At 72.7% G+C, this 17049-nt stretch carries 15 protein-coding genes; 8 read left to right on the top strand and 7 right to left on the bottom strand.

Annotation, left to right across the window (positions count from 1 at the left end; all coding sequences use genetic code 11):
* Positions 1 to 386: 386 nt before the first annotated feature.
* From E0D90_RS13980 to E0D90_RS14010, 7 genes are all read left to right on the top strand, one after another.
* Positions 387 to 1472 carry an ABC transporter substrate-binding protein gene (locus E0D90_RS13980; protein WP_130798421.1) on the top strand — a complete coding sequence of 362 codons (1086 nt, stop codon included), beginning with the start codon at positions 387 to 389 and terminating at the stop codon, positions 1470 to 1472.
* Complete coding sequence (locus E0D90_RS13985; protein ID WP_130798423.1) at positions 1465 to 2610, top strand: ABC transporter ATP-binding protein; 1146 nt, start codon at positions 1465 to 1467, stop codon at positions 2608 to 2610. The genes E0D90_RS13980 and E0D90_RS13985 overlap by 8 nt, the downstream gene beginning before the upstream one ends.
* A complete protein-coding gene (locus tag E0D90_RS13990; RefSeq protein ID WP_227870210.1) occupies positions 2607 to 3587 on the top strand; it encodes an ABC transporter permease in 981 nt (326 codons plus the stop codon). Before E0D90_RS13985 ends, E0D90_RS13990 begins: the two co-directional genes overlap by 4 nt.
* Positions 3584 to 4384, top strand: coding sequence for an ABC transporter permease (locus E0D90_RS13995; protein ID WP_103502983.1), 801 nt, complete (start codon positions 3584 to 3586; stop codon positions 4382 to 4384). The genes E0D90_RS13990 and E0D90_RS13995 overlap by 4 nt, the downstream gene beginning before the upstream one ends.
* Before the next feature lie 52 nt (positions 4385 to 4436).
* A complete protein-coding gene (locus E0D90_RS14000; protein ID WP_157996865.1) occupies positions 4437 to 5516 on the top strand; it encodes a dipeptidase in 1080 nt (359 codons plus the stop codon).
* Positions 5517 to 5584: 68 nt separating this feature from the next.
* On the top strand, positions 5585 to 7504 hold the full coding sequence (locus E0D90_RS14005; RefSeq protein WP_170214973.1) for an FAD/NAD(P)-binding protein: 1920 nt from the start codon (positions 5585 to 5587) through the stop codon (positions 7502 to 7504).
* A gap of 149 nt (positions 7505 to 7653) precedes the next feature.
* A complete protein-coding gene (locus tag E0D90_RS14010) occupies positions 7654 to 8649 on the top strand; it encodes a helix-turn-helix transcriptional regulator (RefSeq protein ID WP_438827398.1) in 996 nt (331 codons plus the stop codon).
* Between the two features lie 106 nt (positions 8650 to 8755).
* Here the strand turns inward: E0D90_RS14010 and E0D90_RS14015 are convergent, their stop codons facing one another.
* The 7 genes from E0D90_RS14015 to E0D90_RS14045 all read right to left on the bottom strand — a co-directional run bounded on the left by E0D90_RS14015 (position 8756) and on the right by E0D90_RS14045 (position 16675).
* The gene (locus E0D90_RS14015) at positions 8756 to 9004 is read right to left on the bottom strand and encodes a hypothetical protein (protein WP_130798429.1); all 249 of its coding nucleotides are present in this window, start codon (positions 9002 to 9004) and stop codon (positions 8756 to 8758) included.
* A 2-nt stretch (positions 9005 to 9006) separates the two neighbouring features.
* Positions 9007 to 10521 (bottom strand): phytoene desaturase family protein, encoded by a 1515-nt coding sequence (locus E0D90_RS14020; RefSeq protein WP_130798431.1) that lies wholly within the window; start codon positions 10519 to 10521, stop codon positions 9007 to 9009.
* Positions 10522 to 10618: 97 nt separating this feature from the next.
* Positions 10619 to 10885, bottom strand: coding sequence for a hypothetical protein (locus tag E0D90_RS14025; RefSeq protein ID WP_227870211.1), 267 nt, complete (start codon positions 10883 to 10885; stop codon positions 10619 to 10621).
* Between the two features lie 253 nt (positions 10886 to 11138).
* Positions 11139 to 13031 carry an ABC transporter ATP-binding protein gene (locus E0D90_RS14030; protein ID WP_130798435.1) on the bottom strand — a complete coding sequence of 631 codons (1893 nt, stop codon included), beginning with the start codon at positions 13029 to 13031 and terminating at the stop codon, positions 11139 to 11141.
* On the bottom strand, positions 13009 to 13866 hold the full coding sequence (locus E0D90_RS14035; protein WP_130798437.1) for a class I SAM-dependent methyltransferase: 858 nt from the start codon (positions 13864 to 13866) through the stop codon (positions 13009 to 13011). The genes E0D90_RS14030 and E0D90_RS14035 overlap by 23 nt, the downstream gene beginning before the upstream one ends.
* 134 nt (positions 13867 to 14000) lie before the next feature.
* Entirely contained in the window at positions 14001 to 14651 is a 651-nt protein-coding gene (locus tag E0D90_RS14040; protein ID WP_174856197.1) for a hypothetical protein, read from the bottom strand.
* Entirely contained in the window at positions 14648 to 16675 is a 2028-nt protein-coding gene (locus tag E0D90_RS14045; protein ID WP_130798439.1) for an alpha/beta fold hydrolase, read from the bottom strand. Before E0D90_RS14045 ends, E0D90_RS14040 begins: the two co-directional genes overlap by 4 nt.
* Positions 16676 to 16760: 85 nt before the next feature.
* Here E0D90_RS14045 and E0D90_RS14050 point away from each other — a divergent pair.
* The coding region (locus E0D90_RS14050; protein WP_227870212.1) for a transposase at positions 16761 to 17049 on the top strand (289 nt) is incomplete at its 3' end.

Here is a 17049-nt window from a genome sequence, read left to right on the forward strand (position 1 = left end):
CCCCGGGCCCCCTCCACCGACACGACCACACCACGACACCACGACCCGACCGCCGTACCGAGCGCCGAGAGGAGCAGCCCCGATGCGCGTCATCTCCCGGCTCCCCCACCTTCGGCGCGGTGCGCCCGGTGTCCGGCCCGAGGGGCCCGGCCGGCTCATGCGGTCCCCGGACGCTCCGGCGGCTCCCGGTGCCCGCTGTCCCGGGATGTGCCGCCGCTGTCCCGGTACGCGCTGTACCGGGACGTCCGGCCACCCGGCCGCCGGAGACGGCGCGCGGCGCTAGACGCCCGCGCCGGCCCGGCCGTGCCACCCCCGGACGTCCCCTTCCGCCACCGGGCGCCGTCGCCCGTCCCCCGCCGTCCCACTCCCTCGAACCGGAGCCCGTCATGTCCCTCCGTCCCCGCGCTCTCGCCGCCTCGGCCGCCCTCCTGGCCAGCACGCTGCTCCTGACCTCCTGCGCCGGGTCAGCCGGCGCGCCCGGCGACTCCCAGGACGGTTCCGGTCGGCAGACCGTGACCTTCATGGGCTTCTTCGGCACCTTCCAGGACTCCTTCACCAAGACCGTGATCGAGCCCTTCGAGGACGCCAACCCCGACATCGAGATCGAGTACGTGCCGATCCAGAACTCCGCCGAGGTGCTGGCGAAGCTGCGGGCGAGCCAGCAGCGCCCCACGGCGGACGTCGCCCTGATGGACAGCTCCGTCGCTCCGACCGCCAACGCGGAGGGGCTCTTCGCGAAGCTGGACCCGGCCCTGGTGCCGAACCTCTCCGAGCTGGTCGACGCCGCCCGTCTGGAGGAGGGCTACGGTCCCGGACTGACGCTGGACAGCCTCGCGATCCTCTACAACAGCGACCGCGTGGACGAGGCCCCGACCAGCTGGGACGACCTGTGGGACGAGCGCTTCCGCGGCCGCCTCGCGCTGCCCATCGCCGACACCCGCGGCGTCGCCCTGATCATCGCGTTGCAGCACATCCTCGGCGTGGACTACCAGGAGGACATCGACCCGGCGATCGACCGCCTCCGGGAGCTGGCTCCGAGCGTGCAGACCTGGCAGCCCTCGCCCGACGTGTACACCTCCGTCCAGTCCGGCGAGGTGGACGTGGCCGTCGGCTGGAACGCGCGCGGCCAGTTCTACCAGGACTCCTCCGGGGGCGTGGTGCGGCCGGTGCTGCCCGAGGAGGGCACGGTCCAGCAGATCAACTCGATCAATCTGGTGAACGACTCCCCCAACGCCGAGGCCGCGCAGAAGTTCATCGACTACGCCATCGGCGCCCAGGCGCAGAAGGCGTTCGGCGACGACGCCTACTACGCGCCGGTCAACGAGAACGCCGAGCTGGAGCCCGAGACCGCCGAGCGCACCACCGCCTCCGAGGAGCAGCAGCGCCTGCAGATCCCGGTCGACTGGAGCTGGCTCACCAGCCGCTACACGGACTGGGTCGACCGCATCAAGCGGGAGGTCATCGGTGACTGACCCCGGCATCGCGGCGCGCGAGGGCCACCTCGTCCTCGACGGTCTGGTCAAGACCTACCCCGGCCGGCACGGCGCCGCCGTGCGCGGGGTGAGCCTGTCGGTGGAGCGCGGCTCCATGCTGGCCGTCCTCGGCCCGTCGGGCTGTGGGAAGTCCACCACGCTGCGGATGGTCGCCGGGCTGGTCGCGCCTTCCGCCGGGCGTGTCCTGGTCGACGGCCGCGACGTCACGGACACCCCCGCGCACCGGCGCGACATGGGTGTGGTCTTCCAGTCCTACGCCCTCTTCCCCCATCTCGATGTCGCCGGCAACGTCTCCTTCGGGCTGGAGATGCGCAAGGTGCCCCGCGCCGAACGCGCCCGCCGGGTGACCCAGGCGCTGGAACTGGTGCGCCTGGACCACCTGGCGGGCCGCCGCGTCGCGCGGTTGTCCGGTGGGCAGCAGCAGCGCGTCGCTCTCGCCCGCGCCCTGGTGGTGCGGCCCACCGTGCTGCTGCTGGACGAGCCGCTGTCCAACCTGGACGCCCAGCTGCGCACCACCATGCGTGAGGAGATCCGCCGGATCCAGCGGGAGACCGGGATCACGACGGTCTTCGTCACCCACGACCAGCACGAGGCGCTGTCGATGGCGGACAGCGTCGCCGTCATGCACGAGGGCCGCCTGGAACAGCTCGGCAGCCCGCAGGAGGTGTACGAGCGGCCCGCGGGCCACTTCGTCGCCGAGTTCGTCGGCCGCGCCAACCTCCTGCCCGGCACCGTGGCCCGCGTCGCGGGCAACGAGGCCGAGGTCGAGGTGCCCGGGCTGGGCACGGTCACGGCGACCGGCCACGCGCCCGCCCCCGGCGACCGGGGCTCCGTGATGGTGCGCCCCCACCGGATCTCTCTCGACGCCGAGGCGCCCGCGGGCAGCGGCGCCGCGCGGGGCACCGTGCTGTCCGCCGGCTACACCGGTGAGACGGTCGCCTACCGGGTGCGCGTGGGGGCGGACGGGCCGGAGCTGGACGCCGAGCACCCCAGCGGCGCGCACCGGCCGCACGCCCCGGGCACCGAGGTGGAGATCTCCTGGGACGGCGCCGCGCGGCTCGTCCCCGCGCCGACCCCCGCGCCGGAGACGGCGAAGCCCGGGGACGGTGCGACGTGACAGCCGGCGGCACCGGCACCGGCACCGGCACCGGGTCGGATCGTGCGGCACCGGCGGCGGCACCGGCCGTCGCCCCGCGAAGCGGTCCGGCGGCCCCGGGCCGCTGGACTCCCGCCCGGACGGCCACCGCGCTGCTGCTGCCCGGCCTGGTGGCGCTGCTGCTCACCTACGCGATGCCGCTGGTCTGGGTGGCGCGGATGGCGTTCAACGAACCGCTGCCGGGTGGCGCGATCCGCCAGACGCTGACTCTCGGCACCTTCACCGACGTCCTGGGCGACGCCCACTACTGGCGGGTGATCTGGCGGACCGTGGAACTCGGCACGCTGGTCACCGTCTTCACCCTGCTGCTGTCCTACCCGCTGGCCCTGTTCCTGGCGCGCACCACCAGCCGGTGGCGGGGGCTGCTGGTGGCGCTCGCCGTCACCCCGCTGCTGATCTCCTCCGTCGCCCGCACCTTCGGCTGGATGGCGATCCTCGGCAGCCAGGGCGTGGTCAACAAGACGCTGATGTCGGTGGGGCTGATCGACACCCCGCTCCAGCTCGCCAACAACATGACCGGCGTGGTGATCGCCTCCACCGAGATCTACATGCCCTTCGCCATCCTCGTGATGATCAGCGGCTTCGGCAGGCTCGACCCCGAGCTGGAACGCGCCGCGGCCTCCCTCGGCGCCGGCCGGCTCGCGGTGCTGCGGCGGGTGGTGCTGCCGCTGACCCTGCCCGGTGTGCTCACCGCCGGGCTGCTGGTCTTCGTGCTGAGCCTCAGCGGCTACGTCACGCCCCGGCTGATCGGCGGCGGCCGGGTGTTCGTGCTGGCCACCGAGATCTACGACGAGGCGATCACGGCGCTCAACTGGCCGGTGGCGGCCGTGCTGTCGATGTTGCTGCTCGTGCTGTTCGGGCTGGTGGTCGTGGTCTACACCCGGCTGCAACGGCTGGTCGAACGCCGGGTCCTGGGAGAAGGGGGCACCGCGTCATGAGAGCCGGACCCGCCGGGCGGCTGGCGTGGGGGACGCTGATCACCGTCCTCTACCTGTTCCTGCTGGCCCCGATCATCATCGTGTTCGTGGTCTCCTTCGACGACGCCACGTTCCTGCGGTTCCCGCCCGAGGGGCTCACTCTCGACGCCTACCGCCAGGTGTTCGACAACGCCGACTTCCGCTCGGCGCTCCAGGTCAGCGCCGTCACCGCCTCGATCACCGCCGGGCTGGCGCTGCTGGCCGGGGTGCCGGCCGCTCTCGCGTTGTCGCGGCTGCGGTTCCGGGGGCGGGAGGCGATGGAGTCAGCGTTCCTGTCACCGCTGCTGGTCCCCAACATCGTGCTGGGGCTGGCGCTGCTGGTGCTGTTCGCGCCCATCCCGCTGACCGACACCTACACGGGCCTGATCCTCGCGCACCTCGGCATCACCATCCCCTACGTGGTGCGGACGGTCTGCGCCTCGCTCGCCGGGGCCGATCCCCGGGCCGAGGAGGCGGCACGCACTCTGGGGGCGAACACCTTCACCGTCGCCCGCCGGATCATCCTGCCCACCATCCTGCCGGGCGTCGTCTCCGGCGGAGTCATCGCGTTCCTGCTGTCGTTCGACGAGACGGTGATCTCGCTGTTCGTCTCCGGGCAGAGCGTCACGCCACTGCCGGTGGCCGTCCTGCAGTACGTGGAGTACCGCAGCGACCCGGCCATCGCCGCCCTGTCGGTGTGTCTGGTGGTGCTCTCCGTCCTGGCCGTCGTCCTCGTCGAACGCAGTCTCGGACTGCGTCGCAGTCTGCGCTCGGGCTGACGGCCCGTCTCCGCTCCCCCACCTGTCCGCACCACCGACCCGGAGGTCGACCGTGTCCACCGCACCCCCCGCACCTTCCTTCGACCCGGCCGCGCTGCACCGCGAGAGCGTGGTCTTCAACGCCCTGGACTGCACGCCGCTCGCCTGGGCGGACGAGACCTACCTCGCCAAGCTCGCCGCCTCGGGCGTCACCGCCTTCAACCACGCCACGGTCATCTCCCAGGGGTACGACGCCGCCGTCTCGTCCATCGTGGGCTGGCAGCGGCGGCTGGCGGAGACCGGCGGCCGCGTCTTCCAGGGGCGCGGGCTGGCCGATGTCCGGCGGGCGAAGGACGAGGGCGGCGTCGCGTGGTTCGTCGGATTCGAGGACAGCAAGCCGATCGGCGATGAGCTGTGGCGGCTGGAGTCGCTCCACCAGCTCGGACTGCGCTTCCTCGGACTGACGTACCAGAACCGCAACTTCGCCGGCGACGGCTCCGGCGAGAGCGCCAACGGCGGGCTCAGCCGCTTCGGCCGCTCGCTGGTGCGCGAGTGCAACCGGCTCGGTGTCGCCCTGGACCTCTCGCACACCGGTGAGCGCTCCACCCTGGAGACCATCGAACTGTCCGGGAAGCCGGTGCTGGTGACCCACGCGGGACTCACCCGTTTCGTGGACAGCCCCCGCAACAAGAGTGATCAGGTCGTCCGCGAACTGGCCGCGCGCGGCGGCGTGTTCGGCCTCGCCGCGAAGGCGGGCTTCCTCAGCCCGGGCGGGCTGCGCGAGCCGGTGGGGCCGGAGGTCTTCGCGGACAACGTCGACCATCTGGTCGAGCTGGTGGGCGTGGACCACGTCATCGTGGGCACCGACGTCGGTGACGAGCGCAAGTACAGCCGCGAGGGCATGGCCCGGGTGCGGCGTCTGTACCCCGAGATCCCGATCATCGACGACGACCTGGATCTCAGCCGTATCCACCCGGTCGGGATGGGCACCCCGGCGGACCTCCCCCGCATCACCGAGGTGCTCGCCGCCCGCGGTTACCGGGCCGAGGACCTGCGCAAGATCCTCGGCGGCAACCTGACCCGGGTCCTCGCCGACATCTGGGACGAGCCCGAGTACGCCCCGGCCGCCGCCCACGGCGGCACCGCGGCGTGAGCACCGGCCTCCCGGCACGCCCACCGCAGGCCGGCGAGCACGGCGGGCCGGGGACAATGCTGGCGGTCGTGGGCGCTGGACCGCGTGGAGCGGCGGTCGTCGCGCGGCTGCTGGCCCACCTGGCCGTCGCACCCGGCGCCCGCGCCGAGATCCATGTGGTCGACCCCCACACCCCCGGAGCCGGCCGGGTGTGGGACCCGGACCAGTCCGGTCTGCTCCTGATGAACACGCTCGCGGCGCACGCCACCGCCCACCCCGACCCGGGCGCCGGCCTGCACGGGCCCGCCGCGCCCGGCCCCACCCTTCGGCAGTGGGCCGCCGAGCACGCTCCCGGCCTCGCCCCGCACGCCTACCCCCCGCGGGCCCTGATGGGTCGCTACCTGGCCTGGTCGCACCGGCGCGCCGTCGCCGATGCCCCGCCCGGTGTGCGCGTCGTGCACCACCGCACCAGGGCCCTGGACGTGGCCCGCACGGCGGAGGGCCGGCTGCGGCTGACCCTGGCGGCGGGGCCACCGCTCACCGTCGACGCCCTGGCGCTCGCCACCGGGCACACCGACCGGCGGCCCTCCCCCGAGGCGGCGCGGCTGGGTGCCCACGCCGAGCGGTGGGGCCTCGTCCACCTGCCGCCCGGCCATGCCCAGGAGCGCGACACCGCCGGTCTCCCCGCCGGTGGGCATGTCGTGGTCCGCGGCATGGCGATGGGCTTCTTCGACCAGCTGGCGCTGCTGACGGAGGGGCGCGGCGGCCGATTCGTCGCCGCCGACGCCGCCGACGGAGGCACCGAGGTGACGGCCACCGCCGCGCGCCGTGCCAAGGGCACCGGGCCGCTGCGTTACCTGCCCTCCGGCCGCGAGCCCCGGCTGTCGGTCACCTCCGGACGCGGGGTGCCCTACCTCGCGCGAGGCCAGGCCCCCGGCACGATGCCTCCCGGCCACACGCTGTCCGTCCTCGATGCCACGGCTCTCACGCGGCTGACGTCCGCCGCCCCGGGCTCGCTCTCCTTCCGCCGGGCGGTGTGGCCCCTGATCGCGAAGGAGGCCGGACTGGCGTGGTACCGGACGCTGGTCCGGTACCGGCCGGAGCGGGTGGCGATGCCCGCCGACGCCTTCCTGGACCGTTACGCGGCGACCGCCTACGGATCGCCGCCGGAACGGGCGCTGCTGGCCGTGGCGGTGCCGGAGCCCTCGGACCGGTTCGTGCCCGCGCGGATCGACCGGCCACTCGCCGGCCGCGTGTTCGGCGACCCGGCCTCCCTGGACGCGTGGGTGCGGGAGTGGCTGGCCGACGATCTGGCACAGGCGCTGCGTCCGGAGACCAGCCCGCTGAAGGCGGCGGCCGCCGCGGTCGCCGCGGCGAAGGGGCCGGTGCGGCGCATCGCCACCTCGGGGGTCCTGGACGCGGACTCCGCGCGGGACCTGGCGTGGTTCCGCTCGTTCGGCGCGCATCTCGCCAGCGGCCCCCCGGCCTCGCGGATCGCGGAGTTGCTCGCCCTGGCCGAGGCGGGCGTCGTCGAGTTCCCGGGAGCCGGCCCGGTGGTGCTGCCGGCAGGCGGGGAGGAGCGGACACCGACCGGCCAAGGGGCTGAAGACGAAGGGGTGTTCGTCGTGCGCACCGCCTCGCTTCCGGGCCGTGCCATCACAACGCGCGCACTCGTGGACGCCTGGCTTCCCGCCACCGGCCTGGCGCACTCCGCGGACCCGCTGCTGCGCGGGCTTCTCCGCTCCGGGCTCGGCCGGGCGCACCGGGCGGGCCCCGCACAGGACGGTGAGCCGACCGGGGCGCTGGACGTCACGCTGCCGGAGCTGCGGGTGCGGGACGCCTCCGGCCGGCCCGCCGCCGACTTGTTCGCCCTCGGCGTCCCGCTGGAGGGGCTGGAGTGGAACACCGCGATCGGCGCGCGGGCCGGCACCGACGCCCCGCTCTTCCGCCAGGCGGACCAGGTCGCCGTCGGCATGCTCGGCACGCTGCGTCCCGCCGCACCGGGCTGACGTTCCGTCACCGATGGGCCACGACCGCGCCACCGCCTCGAATATTTCACACGATCGCTACACAACGACGACGCTCTCCCCTAAGCTCAAACCTGTCCACCACAGCTAAGATCGCGGCCTCCACCGCAGCCCACGTGAATGGGGGCATCTTGAGCAGGTACGCCATGGCCTCACTCGGTCTCTCCTCGCTCGAAGAGGACATCTACCGCCACTTCCTCCGCCACCCCGGCACTTCGGTGGACGACCTCCATGTACGGCTGCGCTCGGACCGGGTCACGGCCGACCAGGCCTTAGCCCGGCTGTCCGAACTGCGACTGGTCCGGACGACGGGAGGCACGGTCACCGTCACCGAACCGGACCTGGTGGTCAGCCGCCTCGCCGAGGACCAGATGGAGCAACTCCACCAGGCCATGCGGAAACTGACCCACACGCGTCCCATCCTCGAGTCACTGCGACGCGAGGCGCCGCCCGCCGCCACCGCGGGCCCGGCGCTGGGCATCGAGCGCATGGAGGACCTCGCCCTGGTCCGCAACCGCATCGACGACCTGTCGTTCTTCGCCCGGCAGGAGGTCATGTCGGCCGAGCCCTACGACGCGCTCAGCCCGGAGAACATCGCGCACGCCCGCCCCCTCGACCTGCGCTGCCTGCGCCGCGGCGTGGTCATCCGCAACCTGGTGCGCCGAGCAGCGCTCGACGACCCGCCCACACGCGACTACCTCCGCGAACTCACCGCGCACGGCGCACGGATACGCGTCGCCGACGACTTCTCCGAGCTGATCCTGATCTACGACCGGCACACCGCGCTGGTACCGGTCGATCCGCACGACACCGCGCGGGGCGCGCTCTGCGCCCGCGAGGACGGGCTGGTCGGCAACATCATCACCCTCTTCGAGCGGCTCTGGGACGCCGCGCACGACTTCGGTGCGCTGGTCAACACCAAGAAGCCCGAGCCCCACCCGCTCACCCCGGCCCAGCTGGAGGCCCTGCGCAGCATGTGCACGGTGAGCAAGGACGAGACCGGTGCCCGGGAGATGGGGATCTCGCTGCGCACCTACCGACGCCACATCTCCGACCTGCTGCAGCTCCTCGGCGCCGACAACCGCGCCCACGCCGCGCTGCTGGCCAGGGAACGCGGATGGATCTGAGCCGCCGGCGCGTCGGCCGCCCGGGGCGGTGGCGCGTCGGCCGGCACCGGCGGACGCGACCGGGTGCAGGTGCCTCCGACGCCCGGAGGCCGGGCGCGGGGCGGCCTCAGCCGTCGGCGGTGAGCACCCGCCAGTTGAGCAGCGCCGGATCACCCAGGGCGCTGACCACGGCACCTTCGATGTCCGCCGGACCGACCAGCGGGGCCATGATCCGCAGCTGGATCAACACCGGCCCGATGTGCTGCTGTTCGTAGTGCCAGCCGCCGGGCAGGCGGCCCAGCAGCCGCACCACCGCGACTTCGCCGTCCGGCGGCCCGGCGCCACCGTAGACCAGCTCCATGGTTATCTCGCTCATACTCACGTCCTTCTGACCGGGAGCCCGGCCCTCCGGCCGGGCTCCGTCCGGTCCGTCTCGCCGGGACCGAGCGCGGGAACCGGCAGCCGGAACTCCCGGCGCAGCGCCGAACGTGCCGCCAGATAGCCGCACATGCCGTGCACGCTGGGCCCCGGAGGGGTGGAGGCGGAACAGAGATAGACCCCCGGCAGCGGTGTGCGGTAGGGGTCCCACTGGACGGCCGGACGCAGCAGGCTCTGCCGCAGCGTCATCGCGCCGGAACCGATGTCCCCGCCGACGTAGTTGGGGTTGTACCGCTCGTACTCGGCGCCGGAGACGGAGCGTTCGGCCACGATGGTGTCCGTGAAGCCGGGCGCGTACGACTCGATACGCTCCCGGATCAGCCGGGAGGGGTCCCGCCGGTCACCTGCGGGCAGATGCGCGTACGCCCAGACGGGACGACGGCCGTTCCGGGCCCGGCCGGGGTCGGCCACCGCCGGATCGACCACGAGCACGAAGGGGGCTCCGTCGGCCCCGCCGCGGGTGTTCGCGGTCTCCTGCCGGTAGATCTCTTCACGGGTACCCCCGAGATGCACGGTGCCGGCGCGGCCCGTCTCCGGGTTGGCCCAGGGGATGGGGCCGGAGACCAGGAAGTCGGTCTTGCCGGCGGCCGGACCGTAGCGGAACCCGGCCAGCCTGCGGGCGTAGGCGCGCGGCAGCCGGTCACCGGCGATGGTCAGCAGAGCGGCCGGAGCGATGTCGAGCAACACCGCCCGGGCGTCCTCGACTTGGCCGAGGTCGGTGATCTCCTGGCCGGTGTGGCAGACCCCGCCGTGCGCGGTCAGATCCGCCACCAGGGCGTCAGCGATGGTCCGGCTGCCGCCGCGCGGCAGCGGCCAGCCGGGGCCGTGCGCGAGATGGCCCAGGAGCATGGCAACGGCCGCGGCCGGGAGCGAGGGCAGCCGGCCGACGGAGTGCGCCTCGACGCCGGCGAGCAGTGCCGCCGCCTCCTCGCCGGCGAACCCGCCCCGCAGCAGCCGGGCGCCGAGCCGGCTGCCGTGAGCGAGCGTGCGCCCGGCCAGCAGCCGGGCGGCACGCGGCCCGGGAATCCCGCGCTGTCCGGAGAGCAACAGGTCACCCACGGCCTCGCTGTCTTCCAGCAGCGGTTCCATCAGCCGCCGCCAGCGCCGTCCGTCGGGGCCGAGCCGCTCGCAGGTGGTGTCGAGGTCCCGCCAGGCGACGGCGGCACGGCCGCCATCCAGCGGATGGGCGTAGGACGCCTCCGGTGCGATCAGCTCCACTCCCCGGGAGGCCAGGTCGAACTCACGGAAGAAGCGCGACGCCGTGGCCATGGGGTGCACCGCCGAACAGATGTCGTGGACGATCCCGGATTCGAAGAGTTCCGCGCCGCGCAGCCCCCCGCCGAGGGTGCCCGCGGCCTCGAAGACCTCGACCCGCAGCCCCGCCCGCGCGAGAGTGACGGCCGCGGCCAGGCCATTGGGACCGCTGCCCACCACGGCCACATCCATGCTGCTCATGCGGTTTCTCCTCCGCTCGGCTGTTCGCCATTCTTCCGTGTGACGCCGCTGCCGCCGGGCCCCGCCCGGCCGGGCGGGGCCTCCCCGACCACCGCGGTCACTGCCAGCCGTTGGCGTCGGTGCCGTCCTCGCAGTCGTCCTCGCACCGGTCGCCGTCCCCGCCGGGGCCGACCTCGGCGCCCAGCACCACCTCGTTCATGCCCTCCGTGTGGTGACCGGCGACTGCCGACGGAGCCGCACTCAGCGCCAGCACCAGAGCGAACGGCGCCAGCGCGATCGCGGCCACGAAGGCCGCCGGACGGGTCCCGCACTGCTGGAACTCGCCGTGCTGACGCCGGCTCTTCATCGTGAAAAGGTTCCGCATGACAGGCCCTCCGGTCTCTGTCGGGTGAATTCGATTCGAATTCCCCGGTTGCCCCAAGTCCGGTTCCGAATTCCCGGAGTTGCCTCCGCGGGTTTCTTTGCCGGTGTCATGAAGATCCCAGAGAACGGATTTCGGCTGAAGGGGAACCGCTGGCAGTACACTGCACGGCCACTGCAGCATCCTGCACGGCGCGGGACACGCGGAAGCGCCGGTCCGGCACGCCCCGGACCGGCACCCCGCGCCTGCGGCCGCCTCAGCCCACCAGCACCTCGCGGGCCTGCGGTTCCTCCTGGTCGCGGAAGTCCAGCTGCGCCCCCGCCAGCCGGCGGTACAGCTCGTCGTCAGCCATCAGCTGAGCGTGCCGGCCGACCGCCCGCACTCCCCCGTCCTCCAGCACCACGATCCGGTCCGCGTCCACCACACTGGAGATCCGGTGCGCGATGGCGATCACGGCGCAGTGCCGGGAAACCCTGCGGAGTGTCCGCCGGAATACCGCTTCGGCGTCGGAATCGAGATTCGAGGTGGCCTCGTCGAAGAGAAGCACCGCCGGCTTCTGCAGCAGCGCGCGGGCAATGCAGAGCCGCTGGCGCTGTCCGCCGGAGAGTCCGCTGCCCTGGTCGCCCAGTTCGGTCTCCAGACCGTCGGGGAGCCCGGCCACCACGTCGGTGAGCCCGGCGAGCTCGATCGCCTCGGCCACCTCGTGCTCGTCGGCGTCCGGGTTGGCGTACACCAGGTTCTCCCGGACCGTGCCGCGCATCGCGGTGGTGTCCTGCTGCACGTAGCCGACCCGGCCGCGCACCTCGTCCAGCGGAAGGGCCGCGATGTCACGCCCGTCGAGCAGCACGCTGCCGCGCTCGGGCCGGTAGAAGCGCTCCACCAGCTGGAAGAGGGTGGTCTTGCCCGCGCCCGAGGGACCGACCAGCGCGGTCAGCCCACGGGCGGGGACGCTGAAGGAGACGTCCTTGACGTCGGTCCTCTCGCCGTAGCCGAAGCGCACCGAGCGGAACTCCACTGCCGGGGCCTCGACTTCGGCCACGGCGCTGCCCATGGCGGGCTCCACGGCGTCCGCCGGCCCGGTGACCGCCGCCGCGGACGGGGCGGACGGGGAGCCCTCCTCCTGCTCCAGCCCCGCGAGTTCGTCGACTCGCTGGATGGCGGCCCGGCCCTGCTGGAACTGGCCGATGCTGAGGAAGAACAGCACCAGCGGCGAGACCAGGTAGAAGAGGTACATCACGAAGGTGGTGAGGTCGGCCAGGCTCAGCGAACCGGTCGCCACCCGCGCCATCCCGGCGCCGACCACGGCGGCCAAGGAGACCTGCAGACCGACGTTCATGGTCGGCGAGAGCAACGCGTTGTAGGTGGTCGCCCTGATACCGGACTTCCGCGCCTTCTCGGCGAGTTCACCGAGCCGGTGCTGCTCACGGCGCTCGGCACGGGACGCCTTGACCGTGGTCAGCGCACCCAGGACCCGTTGCAGATCCGCGCCGAACTCCCCGGTGTCCACGCGGTGTTCGACCGCGACCACCCGCAGCCGGCGGGCGAGCCAGATGGAGAGCGCGCTGGCGACGCCCAGGCATCCGACGGTGATCAGCAGCAGCCAGACGTCGATCCAGATCATCAGGCCGATACCGCCGGCGACCAGCAGCCCGTTGATGATCAACTGCGCCAGGCTGTGCGAGAGGGCGATCTTCACCAGCGAGGTGTCGGCGACCAGACGGGTGTGCACATCGCCCTGCCGCTCCCGCTGGAAGCGCGCGAGGTCGGCACGGAGCACCCGCCCGGTGAGGAAGGTCCGGGAGTCACGGACGATGTTCTCCCCGGCCCGGCCGATCAGATAGGCCTGGCCGGCGGAGAGCGCGGCGTCCGCGACGAAGAGCGCCGCCAGCAGCGCGATGATCCCGGCGATCGCCTGCCCGAGGCCGGCGGCCTCGATGAGGTCGCCGATCACCAGCGGCTGGAGCAGCGTGGAGACCACGCCGAGGATGCCCAGCAGTACCCCGGCGCCCAGCAGGAGGCGGTGTGACCGGGCGAGTGCCCAGACCGTCTCCCGCCGGCCGGCGCCCTGGCCGGCGGCCGCCACGCTCTGCTCGGTGCTGTGCTCGGTGCTCTGCTCCGTGCTCTGCTCAGTGCTCGGTGCGCTCGACATCGCCAGCCTCCTCCGGACGGGTGTAGCGGGTGATGAACATCGGGGACTCGGCCGTGAACTCGGTGCCCAGCCAGTCGGCCTGCCGCGAGACCGGCACCAGGCCCGCCTCGGCGGCGTAGGCGTCCACCTCCTCGACGGAGGTCATCCGGCTGAGCTCGCTGCCCACCCGGGAGACGCCGTCCTCGAACCAGATGTGCGACGCCTGCCAGAGGTGCTCCTGGGGCAGGCGCGTGGAGTACGTCAGCAGACCGGAGTTGGGCGCCGGGTAGGGGACGAAGAACGAGGTGCGGTTGCGGCCCTCGTGCAGATCGAGAATCCACTGGCGGCTGGCGGTCTCCACCACCAGAGTGCCGCCCGGGGCGAGACGTTCGGCGGCCCGGCTGATCGCTGACTGCTGCTGCGCTGGGTCGAGCAGCATCGAGAGCGTCGCGCAGACGCAGTAGACGAGGCCGTACCGGCGCGAGTCGGTGTAGCTGCGAATGTCGCCGTGCACTCCGGTCACGGCCACCTCGCCTTTCCCCGCCCCGCGTTCGGCGACAAGCGACTCGCGCAGACCGGCCAGCATCTCCGGGGAGGAGTCGACACCGACGACCTCCAGACCCGCCTCACGGGCCAGCGGAATCGCGATGCGGCCGGTGCCGACACCGAACTCCAGCGCCGGCGAACCGTCCTGCGGGTGCCAGGCGGCGAGCTGCCGGGCGGTGAGGTCGGCGTAGGCGTCCTTGCGGAAGATCCGGTCGTAGAAGGCGCCGAACTCCCGTCCGTAGCCGCAGTCCTGGATGCCCGGGCCGGTGATGCCGGTGTCGATCTGGTCGTTCTCCTGAACCGTGGTCATCACGGCTCTCCTCTCCTGACAGTCCTGAAAGTCCTGAAGTCCTCGAAGTGCCGGCGGTGCGATCGAGCCGGCGGTGCGGGGTGGGACCGGTGTGCCGCCCGGTCCTCCGAAGCGCGCGGCTCCTCGGCGGTGCGTCAGGCCGCGGCGGGCTGCCGCTCCTGCGGCGGCGCCACCGACCGGCCGGCCCGGCGACGCGTCGCGGGGCGGGCACCGGGGTGCATCGGGGTGTAGGGGGAGACGAAGATGATCTCCGGCTCCTCCGACTCGTCGTAACCGGCGGCGCGGGCCAGCGTGAACTGGAATCCCTTGACGTCCTGGTTGCCCGAGGCCCGGATCTCCGCACGGAAGTAGGCGACCAGCATCCGGTAGGAGGGCAGATGGACCAGGACCTCGAACCCCTTGTCCAGACTGGGCAGCAGGTCCGAGCCGATGTCGAAGACCGCCTTCTCGGGCCGGCGGCCGGGAAACCAGAGGACCTGGTGCGGCTTACGGCCGACGATGACCTCCAGCGGCTGCCAGTCCGAGGTCTCCCCGCTCTCGTTCAGCGTGCGATAGAGGAAGTGGTAGTCGTGCTGCGCCGGGTTGGGGGCGAAGAAACGCCAGTTGGGGAGGAGTCCGCCACAGAAGTCCTTGCGGGAGACCCGGGCGAACGCGACGCTCGGGTGCTGCGAGCACAGCGTGCCGGCCACCAGCAGGGCGGCTCCGATCCGGGCGGGGGCGCCGGGGCCGGTCAGGGTGCGGCGCAGTACCTGTCCCGCCGTACGGGCGGCCGTTGCGGTGTTCATCGTGCGTCCTCCAGCTTCTCGGCGGAGCCGCCCGGCCGGGCGGTCGCGGGGGCGTTGCGGTCAGTCGGCGCCGGCTGCCCGGCCGGCTCCACCCGGTCGGTGTCAGCGGCCGCGTCGGCGGTCTCGGCGGGGGCCGTCTCGGCGGCGGCGGTCTCGGCCAGGAAGGCGATGATCCGGTTCCCCGCCTCCAGGGCGTGTCGCCCCCGGGTGAGCAGCGAGTCGTGGTCGGCGCCCTCGATGACCTCGCTGCGCACCACCCGGCCGGGGCCGCCGAGATGGGCGTCGGCCATCTCCTTGTGCATCAGCAGGTGGTCGGGGTCGCGGTCCACGGTCTTCTGCGCGGAGATCACCAGCGCGTGCGAGTCCTGGGTCTCCAGCTCACCGGCGAAGTCGCGGAACTCCCGTTCGGTGGACTCCCATTCACGGACTCCCGCGTTCCAGAGCCGGGTGTCGCCGTACTGCGCCATCACGCGCGAACGGTGTGCGGCCGGCAGGTTCTTGACCCAGTCCGGTACCTCCAGCAGGAAGCCGAAGCCGCCGCGGAGACTGCGGGCGAAACTACGCAGCCCCGCGCCGACCTGCTCGGCCGAGTCGCTCTGCTGCTCGGAGCGCTGCAGCTCGGCCGGGTGGGAGCTGTCCAGGTAGACGACGGCGTGCAGCTGCTCGCCGAGCTGTGCGGCGGCGCGGCGGGCGAGTTCACCCCCGAGCGAGTGACCGGCGAGCACCACCCTGCGGCCCTCGGGCACCGCCTCGCGGACCAGGTCGACCAGGTCGTCCACCGACTCCTGCAGCGAGAACGGCCGCTGGGAGCGATGCTTGCTGGCGCCGTACCCGGCGCGGCTGTAGGTCACCACGTCGGCGTCGCTGTCCTGGAGCAGCTTCTCGGTGATCCAGCCGAAGTGCTCGGGGGTGGCGGCCAGTCCGTGGAGGAAGACCACCACCGGGGCGTCGCTCTGCTCCGACACCCGCGGGGTGTAGCTGAGTTCGTTGCCGTGCCGGGTGGTGAGGCTGCGGCTGCCCGGCGCCGGATCGTTCGTGCGCGACCTGCGGCTGGCGGCGACCGCTCCGGCGAACGCGACGGCGGCGGCGACGGCCAGGGCCGCCGCCCCGACCGCCCGGTCGTCCCGGCCTGCGACCGCCGGGTGGGAGCGGGGCGCGCTGGTGTAGGCGACCATCGGGTGCATCGAGACGAAGGAGGTCGCGAAGCGCCCCAGTCCCATCACCGAGCCGTTGGCCAGGTGGAAGGCGGCGGCGCTGCCGATCACCGGCTTGGCGAGCTTGCCGCCGTTGAGGTAGAGCACCGGGAAGAGGCATTCCAGGGCGAGCACCCCGTGCGCCAACGTGCGGGAGGCGCGCGGGTACTTCTGGGTCATCTCCCAGATGTGCCGCTCCCCGTAGGTGCGGGTGCGCATCACGCCGCCCAGGGCGTCACCCGTGCGCCAGTCCTTGCCGAGCAGCTTGACCCAGCCGGAGATCAGATAGGAGAGGTTGTTCTGCATCGCGACGTACCAGAGCAGCGCGTCCTGGGTCCGCTCGTCGCCGGAGAGCCGCGCGAGCCCGGTGGCCGACTGGACCATGGTGGACGCCTGGTCGGCGCCGTCGGTGCCGTGCCGGTAACGGGGGTAGAGCGCGGCGCCGCTGACGCCGAGGAAGAGGTTGGCCGCGCCGCGCCACCTGCCGTTGCCCGGCAGCAGCAGACCGGCCGCGGCGGCCGCCCGGGCGGCCTGCAGCCCGACGGTGACCTCCTTGCGGGCCAGGACGTCCAGCGCACGCCGGGTGATCCGGTTCTTGTGGATGTAGTTGTCCCGGGCGATCTGCCAGTCGTTGAGCCCGCCGGGTTCGATGTGCCTCAACCGGCTGAGGTGTTCAAGACTCCCGGTCAGCGCGGTGACCGCCGAAAGACGCTCGGATATCCCCATCGCCCGCTGACGGGAGAGCGGAATGGGACCGAGAAAGGTGGATGCGAGTTTCTTCCGAAGCGATGCCACGGCGGCCTCCAGGGCGTGCTGAACCAGCGAGGACATAGGGAAACTAAGGGCTCGTAACACGATCTTGTGATGTGGGGCTGGTGGGCGTGACCGCGGTGGCGGTTTGGCCGTTCGTGTTGGTGTGGGTGACAAGCCGTGGATCGTGTCGGATGAACTGTGGGCCCGGATAGAGCCGTTGCTGCCGCTGTGGCCGGAGCGGTCGCCGGGTCCGAGACCGCTGGATGACCGGCTGTGCCTGCAGGGCATCTTGTTCGTGCTCTACAACGACATCCGGTGGCATCACCTGCCGCCTGAACTGGGCTTCGGCTCCGGGCAGACGTGCTGGCGGCGGCTGGGCCGGTGGCAGGAGGCCGGGGTCTTCGACAGGCTGCACCGCCTGCTGCTGGCCGAACTGCACGCCGCAGGAGAGC

It is taken from the genome of Streptomyces otsuchiensis (assembly GCF_004305975.1).
Lineage (GTDB): Bacteria > Actinomycetota > Actinomycetes > Streptomycetales > Streptomycetaceae > Streptomyces > Streptomyces otsuchiensis.